We start from the raw sequence: 16295 nt of genomic DNA, 5'->3' as shown, positions 1-16295 counted from the left end.
CAGATGACTGGAGTATCAAGATATTTTACTCGGTCAGGCCGAACTGACTCGTATGGGCTACGAAGACCACCTGGATCGTGCAATCGAGGAGTCCTCGGACGTCGAGTCCACAGGTGACCGCTTCGAGGTCCCCGACCCGACGGTCCGTCAGGAGGGGAAGATGAGCGTCTACGAGAACTTCGCAGACACCGTCGACGTGCTCAATCGCGATGCCGGCCACGTCATGAAGTTCCTCCAGAACGAGCTGGGAACCAGCGGCCACATCGACGAGAGCGGACGCGCCCGGCTCACGGGCTCGTTCAAGGAGTCCCGGGTCGCCGACGCCCTGGACGCGTACGTCGCCGGGTACGTCACGTGCGGCGAGTGCGGCTCACCCGACACGCATCTGCAGGAACGGCAAGGGACGACCGTGCTGAAATGCGACGCCTGCGGGGCACTGTCGTCGGTCAACCAGGGCTGAACTGTTACTGGAGCTGTTTGAGCGCGTCGAGGTCGTGTTCTGTCCGCATGAACTCGGCCGTGCGCCGCGTCGCGTGGCAGTTCGGACAACTGAAGTTCTTCCGCGGTCCGGGCAACGAGCCGGGTGCTGACTCCCAGTCTTTCCGGCATTCCGGACACAGGAGGCGGACGTAGGTTTCCACCATGAGGAGAAGTAACACAGGAGAGTGTGAAAAACTTTGTCGCGGTATCCAGTACCGTTGGTCAGTCGGCCATCATCGACGAAAGACCGTTCAGAGGGTCGTGAGCGACGCGTCCGAGGCGTCCAGCAGCTCCTTGTAGCGGTTCCGGATGGTAACCTCGGAGATGTTCGCCACGTCCGAGACCTGGTTCTGCGTGACCTTCTCGTTCGTCAGCAGGGCGGCCGCGTACACGGCGGCGGCTGCGAGACCGACCGGCGACTTCCCGGAGTGGATGCCAGCCTGGCGCGCGTTCTCCAGCAGGAGGCGCGCACGGCGCTCGGACTCGTCCGAGAGGCCGAGTTCGCTCGCGAACCGGGGCACGTAGTTCTCGGGGTCGGCGGGCTTGATCTCGAGTTTGAGTTCGCGGACGATGTAGCGGTACGTCCGGGTCAGCTCCATCTTGTCGACGCGGCTGACCATCGCCATCTCGTCGAGCGACCGGGGCGTGCCGGCCTGGCGCGCAGACGCGTACAGGGCGGCGGTAGCGACGCCCTCGATGGAGCGGCCCGGGAGCAGGTCCTCGTTGAGCGCGCGGCGGTAGATGACCGAGGCGGTCTCGCGGACGTTGGCCGGGAGGCCGAGCGAGGACGCCATCCGGTCGATCTCGCCGAGTGCCTGCTTCAGGTTGCGCTCTTTCGAGTCGCGGGTGCGGAAGCGCTCGTTCCAGGTGCGGAGGCGCTGCATCTTCTGGCGCTGGCGTGCGGTCAGGGCCCGTCCGTAGGCGTCCTTGTCCTGCCAGCCGATGTTGGTCGAGAGGCCGTCGTCGTGCATCATCTTCGTCGTCGGGGCACCGACGCGGGATTTCTCGTCCTTCTCTTTCGAGTCGAACGCACGCCATTCGGGCCCGTGGTCGATGTTCACCTCCTCGACCACGAGACCACATTCGCCACAGACGATCTCACCGTGTTCGCTGTCCTGCACCAGTGCACCACTGCACTCGGGGCAGATAGTCCGCTCTTCCTGCTGCAGTCGCTTCTCTGTCTCGCCAGTGTTGGTCCGGGTTGTTGTATCGCTCATGATATGTATCCCTCGTGATGGCCGCGGATAGGAGCCTGAATGGGTGGAAAAAATTCACGCCCAGACGGGAACCCGTCCTCACTCTAAGTAAGACCGCAAAGTACTTAAGTCTATTGGTGAGTTTAAATACTCTTGAGTTCAAAGCTTATCATGCCATCGGTAATCGAAAAAAGGTTGATATCAATTTCGACTACGCAAAGAATATAACCCTAACGGCTGCTGGGGAATACCGTCAGTTCGTGCGGCGGAGCCCCAGTGCCAACGTGCCGACCAGTGCCAGTGCGACCGCGACGATGCCGAAGCCGGGCGAACCGCCACTGCTGGCCTCACCGGAGTCGGAGTCGTCGTCCATCATCGTCGTGGACTCGTCCATCGCGGTCGTGGTCGTCGTCGCCGTCATCGACTCGCCCGTGAAGGTCACGGACGCCCCGGAGACGACCGCACCATTCGCGACGTACGGCCCGTCGTTCGCCCCGTCACTCTCGACGAAGGAGTACAGCTGGTCGCCGTTCGAGTCCGTGTGCGGCATCGCGATGAGCGTCGAGTCCTCCTGGACCGGCGCGTCGAGCGTGATCTCGACGTTCTCGTGCGTGCCGGGTGCGAGGTATTCCGACGTGCCACGGACGCTGTCGAAGACAGCACCCTCGCTCAGGCTCCCGTCGTGGATGGTGACGAAGCCACCGTTGGAGAGGGTGACGGAGTCGACGACGACCGTCTCACCCATCGTCTCCTGGGCCTGGAACGTCACGGTCGCGCCGACCTGGGCGCGGGCCGTGTCGACCACGGCACCGCCGTCGTAGACGTAGGGGCCGTCAGCGCCGCCCTCGTCCTCCACGAAGGAGTACGTCTGGTCGTCGTTGCTGTCCATGTGGGCCATCGGGACGAGCGTCTGCGTGGAGCGCAGCGTGCTGTCGAGCGTGATGGTGACGTTCTCGTGGTGACCCGCTTCGAGGAATTGGGACGTGCCGACGACGCTGTCGAGGGTCGCTCCCGCGAACAGCGAGCTGTCGTGGATCGTCACGAAGCCGCCCTCGGCGAGGTCGACGTCCTGCACGACGACCGTGTGGCCATCGGAGGGCTGATCGGCCATCGAGACGCTCGCGGAGATGGTGACGTTCCCGGCGTCGACCACGGCGCCGCCGTCAGCGGTGTACGGGCCGTCGTCGCCGCCCTCGCTGTCGACGAAGTCGTACGTCATGTCACCGTCGCTGTCCATGTGCGGCATCGCGACGAGCGACCCGTCCTCGGTCATCGGCTGCTCGAGGACGACCTCGACGTTCTCGTGGTAGCCCGGGGCCAGGTACGCCGACGTCCCACGGACGCTGTCGAACACGTCGCCCTCACTCAGGCTGCTGTCGTGCATCGTCACGAAGCCGCCCTCGGGGAGGAAGACGGAGTCGACCACGACGCGGTGGCCGCCGGAGGCCTGGGCGTCGAAGGTCGCGGTCGCCTCGTCGGCGAGCGTCACGGCGGCCGTGTCGACGACCGCGCTGCCGTCAGCGGTGTAGGGACCGTCGTTCTCACCCTCGGACGTGTCGAAGGTGTAGCTCTGGTCATCGTCGGTGTCCATGTGGGCCATCGGGACCAGCGTCGTGTTCTCGGTCAGGGGGTCCTCGAGCGTGATGCGCACGTTTTCGTGCACGCCGGCACTGAGGTACTGGGAGGTACCGCGGATGCTCTCGAAGACGGCACCCTCGGTGACGGTCGCGTCGTGGACCGTCACGAAGCCGCCCTGGGAGAGCTCGACGCGGTCGACGACGACCGTGTCGTCAGCGACCGGGCCGTCGGCCATCGAGACCGTCGCGGAGACCGTCACGTCGGCGGACTGCATCACGATGTCACCGCCGGCCGTGTACGGACCATCCGTCGAGCCACCGTCGGCGACGAAGGAGTAGATCCGGTCACCGTCGGTGTCCTGGTGTGCCATCGCGAACAGCGTGGCGTCCGCCGAGAGCGTGTCGTCGAGGTGGATGGTGACGTCCTCGTGCGTGCCCGCTTCGAGGTACTCGGAGGTGCCCCGGACGCTCTCCAGCGTCTTGCCGTCACCCAGTGTCGCATCGTGGATGGTGACGAAGCCACCCTCGGGCAGGGTCACCTCGTCGACCACGACCGTGGAACCGCCGGAAGTCTGTCCAGTGAACTGTACTGCTGCGTCCGCCGCATTCGTGCCTTGGCCAGCAGCCGCCACGCCCGCCAGCCCGGAGCTGACGAGTATCGCGACGACCACCAGCGTGGTGATGCGTTTCCGCATACTCCGACCGTCGAACAGGGTATTAAAACCGATTTGCCGAACTGCGACCCCAAGCTCACCCAATTCTCACCACAGTGTGGCCGCTATATTGCGGTTTCGGGGCGTCGAATAGGTATGACGAGAATTGGAGAGGATAGCAGAGATGGTATAAAAGTCCGGGTCGGGGAAAACGGCGGCAGACCGGGGCTGGGCCGTCTCAGTCCCAGCTGACCCAGGCCAGAAAGCCGAGGCCGAACGTCTGCATCACGTGAAGCAGCATCTGGGCCTGCCACACCGGGCTGGGAACCATGCTGTCGTTGTGCCACCACGCCGACAGCGTCGGGTCGAGCAGGTAGTAGTACAGCACCAGCAGGTTCTCCGCCAGCAGGAACGCCGCGAAGATCAGCAGGCCCATCGTGTGCTTCGACCGGAACGTCAGGAAGTTCCGGCCCCACACGTACCCGAGGGCGAGCAACAGCGCGACGTTGGCCACGGTCGCGGCCTTCGCCAGGTCGACCCAGATGCTCATCTATTCCTCCGTTTGCCGCAACAGTGGTTATACTCTTTCCCAATTTCGGCCATACTCACTCCACCTTTGCCATGATGTCCTCGACGGTGTCCCAGTGGTGGCGGGCCTGGTCGGTCGGCAGGTAGATGGCCCCGTAGTCGTCACCGCTGTCTTTCACGATGTCGTTGTCGCTGAGCACGTCGAGGTGATGTCGAACCGTCTTGTAGTCGAGGTCCAGGTCCTCGGCGAGCTGGTTGGCGTTCCGTGGTCGTTCGTCGAGGGCACGCAGGATTCGGACACGGTTCTCACCACCGCGCGTCCCGGTCAACACGTACCACAGGACCGCCTCCATCGTCTACCTCCCACTCACCCCCCTTACGTAATACCATCGCCAACGGGCGGCGAGATTCGCGGAGAGCGGTGCCGAAACTGCGGATTCTCGCGACCGGTTCACACGGTGAACAGGTGGCCCTCTCGCGGCACGTCGAACAGCCCGATTCTCGCGCCGGCGTCCAGCCACGCGTGCCCGTAGGAGAACGCCGCCAGCGCGTTCACCCAGTCGTCGTGCTCGCGGAAGTGCTCGCCGTCGTCGAGGTAGGACTGCGCCATCTCCAGGCACTCCAGGGCGGCCTGGCCCATCGGCGTGTCCGTCTGCGGCGCGACCTCTGCCACGTCGAGGGCCTCTTCGAGGAGGTCGTGGTACCGGTTCGTCTTCTCGTGCAGGTCCGCGGCCATGGCGGGTCGTGCGGGCGCGAGGGGCCTGAGTGTGTCGTCTCGGGATGGCCGGAAAGCCGGCCCAGTCTTGCCATGCTAACACAAGACAGGTTGGCGCAATCCATGCAGAACAACGCAACTATAAAAGCCGTACAGGCGGTAGGAACAGGCATGACAGACTCGCCGCACGTGGAGATATACACGAAGGAGAACTGCCCGTACTGCGACAAGGCGAAGGACCTCTTCGACGAGAAAGGCGTCGAGTACGTCACGTACAACGTGACCGGTGACGACGAGCTGTTCGAGGAGATGGTCGAGCGCGCAGACGGGCGAAAAACCGCCCCCGAGGTGTTCATCGACGACGAACTCATCGGTGGCTGGGACGACACCAGCGCCCTCAACGAGACCGGCGAACTCGACGAGAAGCTCGGTCTGGCCCGTCCCGACGGCGGCGACGTGGCCGAACACCGCAAGATGATCATCGCGGGAACCGGCATCGCCGGCCTGACGGCGGCCATCTACGCGGCTCGCTCGAACAACGAGCCGCTCGTTATCGAGGGCGACGAGCCCGGTGGCCAGCTCACCCTGACGACGGACGTGGAGAACTACCCGGGCTTCCCCGAGGGCATCTCCGGGCCGGAGCTCATCAACAACATGAAAGCGCAGGCCAAGAAGTTCGGTGCCGACACGAAAAACGGCATCATCACGGACGTCGACGCCTCCTCGCGCCCGTTCCGCGTCGAGCTCAAGGACGGCTCCGTCTACACCGCGGACTCGTTCATCGCGGCGTCCGGTGCGTCCGCCCGCACGCTCGACATCCCCGGGCAGGACGAGCTGATGGGCTACGGGCTCTCCACGTGTGCGACCTGTGACGGCGCGTTCTTCCGCGACGAGGACATGCTCGTCGTCGGTGGCGGGGACGCCGCGATGGAGGAGGCCTCCTTCCTCACCAAGTTCGCGAACAAGGTGTACATCGCCCACCGTCGCGACGAGTTCCGTGCCGAGGACGTCTGGATCGACCGTGTGATGGACAAGGTCGACGCCGGCGAGATAGAGGTCCTCTGGAACACCGAAGCCACCGAACTCCACGGCTCCCAGGAGGAGGGCGTCGACCACGTGACGCTGGTCGAACACCCCGAGGGCCACCCGACGGCCAAGCTCGACGACCCCGAGACCGAGGAGTACGACCTGGACGTCGGCGCGGTGTTCTACGCCATCGGCCACACGCCGAACACGGAGTACCTCGAAGGCACGGGCGTCGAGATGGACGAGGATGGCTACCTGAAGACGAAGGGCGGCTTCGGTGGCGGCCAGACCGAGACCCACGTCGAGGGCATCTTCGGCGCTGGCGACGTCGTCGACTACCACTACCAGCAGGCGGTCACCGCGGCCGGCATGGGTTGTAAGGCCGCAATCGACGCGGACGAGTACCTCGAGAGCCAGGCGGCGGCCGCCGCGAAGGGAGCCGAATCCGCGGCGGAAGCCGACGACTAGCCTGAATACTCCACTAGCTGTTTTTTACCGGTTCCTGTGGTTTGTCCCTCTATAGCATGGGTGTCGCTGACGCGAGAACGCGTCCGAGGGTAGACGAATGCGCCGTTGGGGTGGCGGCGCTCGACCCGGAGGGCCGGTTCGTCTTCGCCAACGGGACCTACGGCGGGATGTACGGCTACGACGACCCGGTAGCGCTGCTCGACGAGCACTGGACGGACTGCCTCCCGACCATCGAGCACGGGGTCGTCCGAGAGGGAATCGAGGCGGTCGGCCGGACGGGACGCTGGTTCGGACGGACGCGCGTGCAGTCGGGAGACGACACTGGCAGGAGCGACGGGGACATCGACGAGCCGACCGGCAGACGACTGACCATCGTGCGCGCGTCGAGCGGCGAGACCATCCTCGTCGTTCGCAGTGGCAGGGGCCCACTCGCCTACGAGGACCAGCTCGCCGCGCTGTCCGAGGCGACGCGCGACCTGTTCGCGGTCGAGGACCCCCACGTCATCGCCAAGACGACGGTGAACGTGGCACAGAACGTGTTCGACCAGTCGTTCGTGGCGGTCTGGCACCAGGAGGGTGACAGCGGGCCGCTGCGACCGCTCGCCGGGAGCGACGCCGTGCGGGTCCTCACCGGCCACGAATCGCTGACACTGCCGGAGATCCAGGACGGGACGTTCGAGATGGCCGTCTTCGAGCGCAACGAACGCGTCCTCGTCGAGGAGTTCGAGTCGACGCCGGACCGGGCCCATCCGGACCTGCCGCTCTCGGTGGTCTTGCTGGTGCCACTCGGTGACCAGGGCTTGCTCTTGGCGGGGATACCCCACGCCGGCCAGTTCGGCGACCCGACCGTCGAGTTACTCACCATCCTCGGGCGGAACGCCGGTGCCGCCTTCGAACAGGCGGCACAGCGCCGGGAACTCCGGGAGCGGAACGAACGCCTCGACGAGTTCACCAGCATCGTGAGCCACGACCTGCGGAGCCCGCTGTCGGTCATCATGGCGAACGCCGACCTCGCCCGGGAGACCGGTGACCTGTCGTACCTCGACGACGTCACGGCGGCCGCGACCCGGATGGACCGGCTCATCGACGAATTGCTGACGCTCTCCAGGCAGGGGCGGGACATCGGCTCGGCCGAACCGGTGTCGCTTGGGACCGTTGCTCACCTCGCATGGAGTTCGATCCCTGCCCCCGACGCGACCGTCTCTGTCACCGCAACCTGCACGGTGGAGGCGGACCCCGAGCGCCTGCAGACCGTCTTCGAGAACCTGTTCCGGAACGCCATCGACCACGGTCGCGAGGACGTGACAATCACGGTCGGCGTCGAGGGTGACTGCTTCTTCGTGGCCGACGATGGTCCCGGGATCCCGCCGGACCGGCGAGACACCATCTTCGAGCGCGGGTACACGACAGACGGCGACGGGACGGGGTTCGGCCTCGCCATCGTCGAACGAATCGCCGAGGCCCACGGCTGGCGCATCGACGTCACCGAGAGCGACTCGGGTGGGGTGCGGTTCGAGTTCCACGGTGCCTGCGACGACGAGACCGACTGACGGCGGGCACGCTCGTGCGTCGGGCAGGCACGGAACCCACAGAGGCTTTACGTCCCAGGGACGACTGCTGCGGTATGGCAGACGACATCGAGACGGTCACGTTCAGCATCGAGTCCGAGGACGACAGCGACGAGGTCACACTCCCGAAGGACCTGCTCTCGCTACTCGCCGAGGGCGACCAGAGCCCCGCCGAGGTCGTCGGCGACATCGCGATGCTCTCGTTCGCCTCCCGCGCCCACCACATCGCCCACCACGGCGAGGAGGATAGCGAGGAGCTCGACGCCGTCGAGCAGTCCGCGATGGACCTCTTCGAGGAGCGCTTCGGCGTCAGCTTCGGTGAGGCGACCGGCCACCAGCACTAGCCGACAGGACTGCGAACACGACTCACACAGACCCAGATACCGGGTCCACACAGATTCTTCGTATGCCGACCGACCCGCCCAGTCTCGCGACCGCCCTCGACGCCCTGGAAGCGAGCCACGACTGTACCGTCCTCGCGGCCCGCGACGTGGGGAGCCGCGCCTGGGGACTCGACAGCGAGCGAAGCGACTACGACGTGGCGGTCCTCTTCCGGCAGCCTCTCGTGAGATACGCGACGCTCGACGAGTACGTCCCGAGCATCGAAACCGAACACGGTCCCGACCTCGAGCTGACCGGCTGGAACGTCAGACGGTTCGCCGAGCTGCTCGTCGATTCGAACCCGTCGGTCCTCGAATTCCTGCACTCGCCCCTGCGGTACCGCGAGCACGACGCGCTTGCCAGTCTGGAAGCCGACGTGGCCGGCGACTTCGAGCCGATCCGGCTGTACCACCACTACCGGTCGCTCGCCGAGCACCAGTACCGCAAGTACCTCGAACGCCGGGTGCTGGAGAACGGCGAGCCAGCGCTCGTCGTCACCGACGAGACCGAGACGCAGTGGGTCGGTGAGCCGGTCGAGCCCCAGAACCCGTCGAGACTGCCCAAGACAGACGACCGCTACACCGAGGGGGCGTGTGACCAGACGGTCGCGCGGAACCTGTACGTCATCCGGGCGGTCCTCTCCGCCCGGCACGTCCGTGACACCCACACGTTCCCGAACCTGCACTTCCCGTCGTTCCTCGACGAGTGCGAGGCGTCCGGGCGGGTCGACGCCTCGCTGCTCGACCGGGTACGCGACCTCGTGGCGCGCAAACAGGCAGGCGAGGGCGATGCGGTCGTCGGGCAGGTGTTCACACCCGAGGAGGTCGCCCTCCCAGAACAGATCTCGCCGGAAGAACACGCCGTGGGTGGGATAGCCACGGCTCGCGTCAATCGGTTCGTCGAAGAAACGTTCGGGATGTGAGTGTCGGCAACCGGTGGTCAGTCGTCGTCGGCTCGAACCTCTGCTTCGGTTTCGAGTTCGACGTCGATGTCGATGACCTCCTCCTCCTCTTCCGCTTCGATGCGCGGCGGTTCTTCCGTGACTTCGCCCGTCTGCACCTTCTTGGCGTACTCCAGGTCCTCTTCGATGATCTGGGTTTCCTTGCCGAGGTGCTTACGTTCTCGTCCGCGCTTCGTGTCTCCCATGACAATCGGTACCTAGGACCACTGTCGTCTTAACTGGTTCGGCGGTTCCTCGCCAGTTTCTGATAGACGGACCTGACAGAGAGAAGGGGTGGCCCGGGGTCAGGCGACCTGCCACTCGAGCAACACGCCGTCGTCGACGCGCTCGACCCCGGTCAGATCCAGTTCGGGAAAATCGGCCGTGAAGCCGTCACCGTCGGCCAGTGTCGGCGATTCGCGCCCACCGACGACCATCGAACCGACGTACACCGTCAGTTCGTCCACGAGCGCGTCCGCGAAGAGCGAGTAGATGAGTTCGCCGCCCCCCTCGACCATCAGGCGCTCGACCCCTCGCGATTCGAGCGCGTCGAGGGCCGCCCCGAGGTCGACCCGGTCCTCGCCCGCGACGACGATTTCCGCACCCGCGTCTTCCAGTTCGATGACCCGGTCGTCCGGCGCGGCCTCGCTCACGCAGAGGTACGTCGTCGCGGTGTCGTCGAGGATTCTCGCGTCGGTCGGAGTGCGTGCCTTCGAGTCGGCCACGACCCGCACCGGGTGCGGACTGCGCCCCGTGGATTCGCGCTTTGCGATGCGTTCTGCGTCGTCCAGCGTCAGCGACGGGTCGTCGGCCAGCACCGTCCCGACGCCGACCATCACGCCGTCGTTCTGCGCCCGAACGTGGTCGACGCGCTCGAAGTCCTGCGGGCCGCTGATGCGTAACTGCTCGCGTGTACGCGAGGCGAGCTTGCCGTCGGCGCTCATCGCCGCGTTGACGTGGACGTACATAGTCGGGAGTTCGGTGGAGATGTGAAACGGGTTTCGGTGCTGGGAGTTCGGATTGGTTGTGTCGGGGGTGTCGAGAGAGGTCCTGGTTCAGGAGTTGTCGGCCGTCTTGGTGACGACGAGCAGCTCGCTCGCGCCGATGGAAATGGAAACCGCCACTGGACCGCCCCGCAGCCACACCCTCCCCAGCCGACTCCCGCCGTTCCGCAGGCTCCACTCCGGTCGTCCCTCGCGCGCTTCCGGCTCGCGGCTTCACTGGCTCACGGGTCGTTCCTCCCCGTTCGCCTCGCGGTTCTCGCGTTGCTTCGAACCGCGCTATTCAGCACCCTCACCAGCGCGCGCCAGAGTGATCTCCGAGCCTCGCGTCGCGCCCGCACGCCCACGAATCCTTTTAAACGATGCCGCCGAACGAACTGCCATGAGTCTCGACGACCGCGCCGAGGAGCTCGCCTCCGACCTCGGTGTTGACAAAGAGGAGGTCAAATCCGACCTTGAGAACCTGGTGTCGTACAGTGTCCCGATGGACGAGGCCGTCCAGAGTCTTCGCCGGAAGTACGGCGATGACTCGGGCGGCGGCAGTTCCGCGCCATCCGAGAAGACCATCGGGGACGTAACACCCGAGGATAGCAGCGTGAGCGTCACGGCCCGCGTCCTGACGGTGGGCAAGCGCTCCATCCAGACGCAGGGCGAACAGCAGGTCATCTTCGAGGGCGAACTCGCCGACGAGACGGGCAAGCTCTCCTACACCGCCTGGACCGACTTCGGCCTCTCGGCCGGAGACACCATCCAGGTCGGCAACGCCGGGGTGCGCGAGTGGGACGGCCGCCCGGAACTCAACCTCGGCGAGAGCACGTCGCTCTCGTTCCTCGACGAGGGACTGGAGGTCCCCTACGACATCGGCGGGGAGGCCAGCCTCCGCGACCTCAAATCGGGCGACCGCGGCGTCACCGTCGAGGTCGCCGTCGAGGAGGTCGAACGCCGGACCATCGACGGCCGGAACGGCGAGACCGACATCCTCAGCGGCGTGTTCGGCGACGAATCCGGTCGCCTCCCCTTCACGTGCTGGGAGCCGGACCCGGCCATCGAGAACGGCGGGACGGTCCGCATCGAGAACGCCTACGTCCGCGAGTACCGCGGCGTCCCGGAGGTGAACGTCTCCGAGTTCTCGACCGTGACGGGCCTCGACCACGACGTGGAGGTCGGCTCCGCGGCCAGCGAGATGTCCATCGCCGAGGCGGTCGCGTCCGGCGGCATCTACGACGTCGCGCTGGTTGGCAACATCATCGCCGTCAGGGAAGGCTCCGGCCTCATCGAGCGCTGCCCCGAGTGCAACCGCGTCGTCCAGAACGGCCAGTGTCGCGCCCACGGGAACGTCGACGGCGACGACGACCTGCGCGTGAAGGCCATCCTCGACGACGGGACCGGGACCGCGACGGTGGTCCTCGACCGCGACATCACCGAGGTGGTGTACGACGGGACCCTCGAGGACGCCAAAGCGCAGGCCCGCGAGGCCATGGACAAGGAGGTCGTCGCGGACAGCATCCGTGACGCCATCGTCGGGCCCGAGTTCCGGGTCCGCGGCCACTTCTCGGTCGACGACTACGGGGCGAACCTCGACGCGACCGAGTTCGGTCGCACGGAGGACGACCCGGCCGAGCGTGCGAAGGCCCTGCTGAGCGAGGTGGACGCATGAGCGGCATCCAGCGCCGGGAGGTGGCCTACCGCCTCTTCGCGAGCGAGTTCGACGACGCGACCCTCTCGCATCAGGAATCGGACGAGGAGCGCGCCCCGAACTACGTCATCACGCCCTCGGGTGCCCGCGTCAACCGGCTGTTCGTGGTGGGCGTCCTGACCGAGGTCGAATCCGTCAACGAGGAGGTCCTGCGGGGCCGCATCGTCGACCCGACGGGGGCGTTCGTCGTCTACGCCGGGCAGTACCAGCCCGACGAGATGGCCGCGCTCGAACAGGCCCAGCCGCCGCAGTTCGTCGCCGTGACGGGCAAGGCGCGAACCTTCTCGCCGGACGACTCCGACCGCATCTACACCTCCATCCGGCCGGAGAGCATCAACGTGGTCGACGCAGAGACCCGAGACCGCTGGGTCGTCGGCACCGTCGAACAGACCCTCCAGCGCGTCGCGACCTACGCCGAGGCTGCCGCGATGGACGAACACGGCGAGGCGCTGACGGCCGCGCTCGAAGCCGAGGGCGTCCCGGCCGGGCTCGCCAACGGCATCCCGCTCGCGATGCAGCACTACGAGACCACGCCAGCGTACCTCGATGGGCTCCGGCAGACCGCCATCGAGGCTGCCCGTGTCGTCTCGGGCGACCAGGACGAGGTCTCCGGGAACGCCCTGTCGCCCGGCGACGCCGGCGACGGAACCGTCACCTGGGGCGACCTGCGTGACACCGAGCGTGCCGCCTTCGGCATGATGCCGGGTTCGCCCGGCTCGACCGTGGAACAGCCCGAGGTGGCCGAATCCGACACCGGGTCGGAAGCAGCCGAGACGACCGAGGCTGCCGCCGAGGACGAGTCGGAGCCGGCCAGCACCGACTCCGAGACGGCGACCGAAGCCGCAGTCGAGTCGACGCCCGACGCGTCGGCAACGAGCGAGGCCGACCCCGAGCCCGCCGCGACCGACGAGTCCGCGGCGGTGGCCGACACCGGTGAAGAGGCCGAGGCCGCATCCGAAACGGCCGTCGACGGTGATGCCGGCGCAGAGTCGGAACCGGAAGCCACGGACGAACCCGAACCGGAACCGGCAGCCACGGACGAACCCGAACCGGCTACCAGCGACGAGCCCGACCCCGAGCCGTCCACCGACCTCGACGAGTCGGACGACGACATCGGAGACTTCGAGCCCGGCAATCTCGGTGGCGAAGCAGACGCGGCCGACGAGCCGGAACCGGAACCGGAACCGGCCACCGAGGAGACCGCGGCTGCGAGTGCCACGCCGGAGGGCATGTACCAGATGGACGACGAGGAACGCGAGGAGATCGAAGAGGAGTTCGGCGCGGAGTTCAGTTCCGGCACCGACGTGCCGGAACCGGGAGAATCCGACATCGAGACCCCGGAACCGGAGCCGGAGGCGGAGGCTGGAGCCGAGGCGGACGAACCTGCCCCAGCAGGGGAGGACGAACCCGCTGAATCGCCCGACGAACCGGTCGAGACGGACGTCGATGCCGACGAGCCTGCCCCGGATGCTGCCGACGACGACGACGACGACGACGAACCCGCCGAGGACGTCGACCTCGACGACTACGTCATGGAGGTCATGAAGGAGCTCGACGACGGCGATGGTGCGGACCGCGCCGAACTCGTCTCGCAGGTCGTCGCGGACACCCAGTCCGCCGAGGCCGACGTCGAAGACGCCATCCAGAACGCCCTCATCGGGGGGCAGTGCTACGAGCCCGACGACGACACGCTCAAGCCGATCTGATGGCCGCGGTCGAACCGATACCGAACAGCCCGGCCGCCGTGGTCGAGACGGGCGAGGAACGGCTCCTCGTCCTCGCGGACCTCCACGCCGGCATCGAAGACGCGCTCCGTTTCGAGCGCGGTGTTCACGTCCGGAGCCACGCGTCCGACCGCCGCGAGCAGGTACTGGACCTCGCGGCCCGGACCGACCCCGACCGGTTCGTCGTCCTGGGCGACATCATGCACTCCATCGGGGGGCCCGGCGGCGCAGAACGGGGCGAGATAGAGGTCTTGCTGGAGGAACTCGGCCTCCCGACGACCGTGGTCAAGGGGAATCACGACGGCGACATCGAGTCGTGGATCGACTCGACCGTCACCGACGGGAGCGGCGTCCGACTCGGCGACGTGGGGTTCACCCACGGCCACACCTGGCCCTCGGCCGAGGTCCTCGGCGCTGACGTGGTCTGCATGGGGCACGAACACCCCTGCGTCCGGTTGACCGACGAGGTCGGTGGGCGACGAATCGAACGGGTGTGGCTTCGCGGTGGTCTCGCCCGGGAGCCGTTCGAGAATCGAGAAGAGGCGCTCGTCACCGACTGGCGGGACCCAGAGCTCGTCGTGTTCCCGGCGTTCAACGACCTCTGTGGTGGCACGTGGGTCAACACGAAGAACGACTTTCTCTCCCCGTTCCTCCCGGCGGGCCTCCGGAACGGGCAGGCGTACCTGCTCGATGGAACTCGACTGGGCGCGTATCAGCGCGTCTGACGACCGGTCTCTGGTGTCTGGCCCGCCCGCGCTGCTTCCAGTTCCGCCTCCAGTTCCGCGATTCGGTCGGTGAGCCGCGATATCTCCTCCTGGAGTACCTCGATGTCCTCGGCCGGTTCGTCGGGGTGGCCAGGGGGAGTCTCTCCGTTCAGGTCCTCGGTGAATGGTTCGAACGTGGACCCCCACGCAGGCGGCCCTTCGGTCGGTTCGGAGTTGGGCTGGGCTGGCTCGCTGGCGTCGACCGACCCGCCATCGCCGGGTTCGGCCGTGCTCTCGTCGACCCAGACCATCCCATCGGCCTCGTTCGTCGGAGCCGTGGCTCCATCTGCCGCGGCAGCCGCCACTGTCGCGTCGGCGTCGGTCGCGCCCGCGGATTCACCAGCGGCGGCCGCTTCCACGGCGGTGTCGTCCTCGTGACCGACGACCGCCCCGGCCTCTGGGACCACCGGTTCGTCTCTCTGCTCGTCGTCCGTCACTTGCTCGTCGTCGGACTCGACGGACGCGACCAGGTCGTCGATGCTCATCTGGTCGTCCCCCTCACCCAGCCCGGGGAAGGAGATGGCGTCGAGCTCCGCTTCGAGTTCTGCGGCGTCGACGGGGTCGAACTCGGACTGCATCGCCTCGAACTCGGCCGTGGTGTCCGGTTCGGCCGATTCGTGCCCGTCAGGGGCCGGGAGCGGCTGGGGTGCGTCCGACTCGAACAGTGGCGACACCAGCACGTCGGAGACCTGCGGTCGGTCGGCGAGCGCGGAGACGATTCGGTCGGTCGGATGATCGGTCCTGACCACGGCCTCGACGATGTCGACGTTGCCCTCGCCGGCGAGCCGGCGGCCGCGGATGTCGAACGCGTTCGCCAGTTCCTGGACGACCACGACGGCTCCACCGCCGTGGTACGTGTCGGTCGTCTCGACGCGGACGAGGTGGTCACCCGGCCCGCCCGACCCGTCGGCGAGGTCCTCGATGTCGTCGGTCGTCGGCAGGTCCAGTTCGCCCGCGCCGGTACGGTGGACCGGGTGGGGCCACTCGGTGGTCCCGTGGTCGACCTGTACCTCGATTCCGGACGACGACTCGTCGGTCCCTGACTTCGGCTGTGCTGGGCTCACGGGTGTTGCCAGCGACGCCTCCACGTCGTCGAGGACGCTGGTGAACCGGTCGGCGCGGGTGAACCCGGCGTCGACGCTGCGGACGTCGGTCTCGACGCCAACCGGGCGCAGCGACGGTGCGTTCGGGTCCGACGTGACCCGGAGGTACGGTTCCGTGAGGAACCGGTACACGTGTTCGGGTCGCTGCAGCCACACCATGTAGAGCGTGACCATGGTCTCGCCGGGTGGGACCGACCCGGTGTAGACCAGCCGTCCGTCCTCGAAGGCGGTCCAGTTCACGCCGTCGTGGTCGGTGTGGACGGCGACGTGGTCGAAGGACACGCCTTCCGGGAGTTGTTCGGTCAACCGGACGCCCACGGGTGCCTCACGCGCCGACTCGAAGACGAACTTGATGGCCGGCAGCGGTAACGTTTCCAGATCGAGCCCCTTTCGCACCGTTACGCCGTCCCTGGCGGCGTCGATGGTGTATCCCCCATACCATCCACCGGATACACTCATTTCGTATTTGAGAGAG

At 66.8% G+C, this 16295-nt stretch carries 17 protein-coding genes; 8 read left to right on the top strand and 9 right to left on the bottom strand.

What is annotated here, in order from left to right:
- Window positions 1-52 precede the first annotated feature (52 nt).
- On the top strand, window positions 53-460 hold the full coding sequence (locus ACSC1S_RS09360; protein ID WP_435364072.1) for a translation initiation factor IF-2 subunit beta: 408 nt from the start codon (window positions 53-55) through the stop codon (window positions 458-460).
- Window positions 461-464: 4 nt separating this feature from the next.
- Here ACSC1S_RS09360 and ACSC1S_RS09355 read toward each other — a convergent pair whose 3' ends face one another.
- The 6 genes from ACSC1S_RS09355 to ACSC1S_RS09330 form a co-directional block, all read right to left on the bottom strand.
- Window positions 465-644 (bottom strand): DUF7836 family putative zinc-binding protein, encoded by a 180-nt coding sequence (locus ACSC1S_RS09355; RefSeq protein ID WP_435364071.1) that lies wholly within the window; start codon window positions 642-644, stop codon window positions 465-467.
- An 87-nt stretch (window positions 645-731) separates the two neighbouring features.
- Window positions 732-1697, bottom strand: coding sequence for a transcription initiation factor IIB (locus ACSC1S_RS09350; protein WP_435318600.1), 966 nt, complete (start codon window positions 1695-1697; stop codon window positions 732-734).
- Window positions 1698-1929: 232 nt separating this feature from the next.
- Window positions 1930-3948 (bottom strand): DUF7282 domain-containing protein, encoded by a 2019-nt coding sequence (locus ACSC1S_RS09345; protein ID WP_435364070.1) that lies wholly within the window; start codon window positions 3946-3948, stop codon window positions 1930-1932.
- 196 nt (window positions 3949-4144) lie between these two features.
- Window positions 4145-4456: a DUF8036 family membrane protein gene (locus ACSC1S_RS09340; protein WP_435318598.1), complete on the bottom strand. Its 312-nt coding sequence runs from the start codon at window positions 4454-4456 to the stop codon at window positions 4145-4147.
- Window positions 4457-4511: 55 nt separating this feature from the next.
- Entirely contained in the window at window positions 4512-4787 is a 276-nt protein-coding gene (locus ACSC1S_RS09335) for an ArsR/SmtB family transcription factor (RefSeq protein WP_261651543.1), read from the bottom strand.
- A 98-nt stretch (window positions 4788-4885) separates the two neighbouring features.
- Window positions 4886-5170, bottom strand: coding sequence for a DUF357 domain-containing protein (locus ACSC1S_RS09330; RefSeq protein ID WP_435318597.1), 285 nt, complete (start codon window positions 5168-5170; stop codon window positions 4886-4888).
- A gap of 150 nt (window positions 5171-5320) precedes the next feature.
- Here ACSC1S_RS09330 and ACSC1S_RS09325 point away from each other — a divergent pair, with 150 nt between their 5' ends.
- From ACSC1S_RS09325 to ACSC1S_RS09310, 4 genes are all read left to right on the top strand, one after another.
- Window positions 5321-6643, top strand: coding sequence for an FAD-dependent oxidoreductase (locus tag ACSC1S_RS09325; protein WP_435364069.1), 1323 nt, complete (start codon window positions 5321-5323; stop codon window positions 6641-6643).
- A 110-nt stretch (window positions 6644-6753) separates the two neighbouring features.
- Window positions 6754-8193 (top strand): sensor histidine kinase, encoded by a 1440-nt coding sequence (locus ACSC1S_RS09320; protein ID WP_435364068.1) that lies wholly within the window; start codon window positions 6754-6756, stop codon window positions 8191-8193.
- A gap of 74 nt (window positions 8194-8267) precedes the next feature.
- Window positions 8268-8555, top strand: coding sequence for a DUF7545 family protein (locus tag ACSC1S_RS09315; protein WP_261651538.1), 288 nt, complete (start codon window positions 8268-8270; stop codon window positions 8553-8555).
- Window positions 8556-8617: 62 nt separating this feature from the next.
- On the top strand, window positions 8618-9514 hold the full coding sequence (locus ACSC1S_RS09310) for a nucleotidyltransferase domain-containing protein (RefSeq protein WP_435364067.1): 897 nt from the start codon (window positions 8618-8620) through the stop codon (window positions 9512-9514).
- A gap of 17 nt (window positions 9515-9531) precedes the next feature.
- Here the strand turns inward: ACSC1S_RS09310 and ACSC1S_RS09305 are convergent, their stop codons facing one another.
- Window positions 9532-9738 carry a hypothetical protein gene (locus tag ACSC1S_RS09305; protein WP_435364066.1) on the bottom strand — a complete coding sequence of 69 codons (207 nt, stop codon included), beginning with the start codon at window positions 9736-9738 and terminating at the stop codon, window positions 9532-9534.
- Between the two features lie 99 nt (window positions 9739-9837).
- Window positions 9838-10500, bottom strand: coding sequence for a 2,5-diamino-6-(ribosylamino)-4(3H)-pyrimidinone 5'-phosphate reductase (locus tag ACSC1S_RS09300; protein WP_435364065.1), 663 nt, complete (start codon window positions 10498-10500; stop codon window positions 9838-9840).
- 415 nt (window positions 10501-10915) lie between these two features.
- On the opposite strand from ACSC1S_RS09300, the gene ACSC1S_RS09295 reads away from it, so the two are divergent.
- The 3 genes from ACSC1S_RS09295 to ACSC1S_RS09285 are packed head-to-tail and all read left to right on the top strand — an operon-like array spanning window position 10916 to window position 14678.
- Window positions 10916-12190, top strand: a complete 1275-nt coding sequence (locus ACSC1S_RS09295; protein WP_435364064.1) for a Single-stranded DNA binding protein — start codon at window positions 10916-10918, stop codon at window positions 12188-12190.
- On the top strand, window positions 12187-13935 hold the full coding sequence (locus ACSC1S_RS09290; RefSeq protein WP_435364063.1) for an RPA family protein: 1749 nt from the start codon (window positions 12187-12189) through the stop codon (window positions 13933-13935). Before ACSC1S_RS09295 ends, ACSC1S_RS09290 begins: the two co-directional genes overlap by 4 nt.
- Window positions 13935-14678, top strand: coding sequence for a metallophosphoesterase (locus ACSC1S_RS09285; RefSeq protein ID WP_435364062.1), 744 nt, complete (start codon window positions 13935-13937; stop codon window positions 14676-14678). Before ACSC1S_RS09290 ends, ACSC1S_RS09285 begins: the two co-directional genes overlap by 1 nt.
- On the opposite strand, the gene ACSC1S_RS09280 is transcribed toward ACSC1S_RS09285, so the two are convergent.
- Window positions 14666-16279 (bottom strand): hypothetical protein, encoded by a 1614-nt coding sequence (locus tag ACSC1S_RS09280; RefSeq protein ID WP_435364061.1) that lies wholly within the window; start codon window positions 16277-16279, stop codon window positions 14666-14668. The genes ACSC1S_RS09285 and ACSC1S_RS09280 overlap by 13 nt on opposite strands.
- Between the last annotated feature and the right edge of the window lie 16 nt (window positions 16280-16295).

Source organism: Haloarchaeobius pelagicus (assembly GCF_051207375.1).
Taxonomy (GTDB): Archaea; Halobacteriota; Halobacteria; order Halobacteriales; family Natrialbaceae; genus Haloarchaeobius.
Note: the sequence above shows the minus strand (reverse complement) of the source record. Positions and strands in the feature narration are given on the sequence as shown.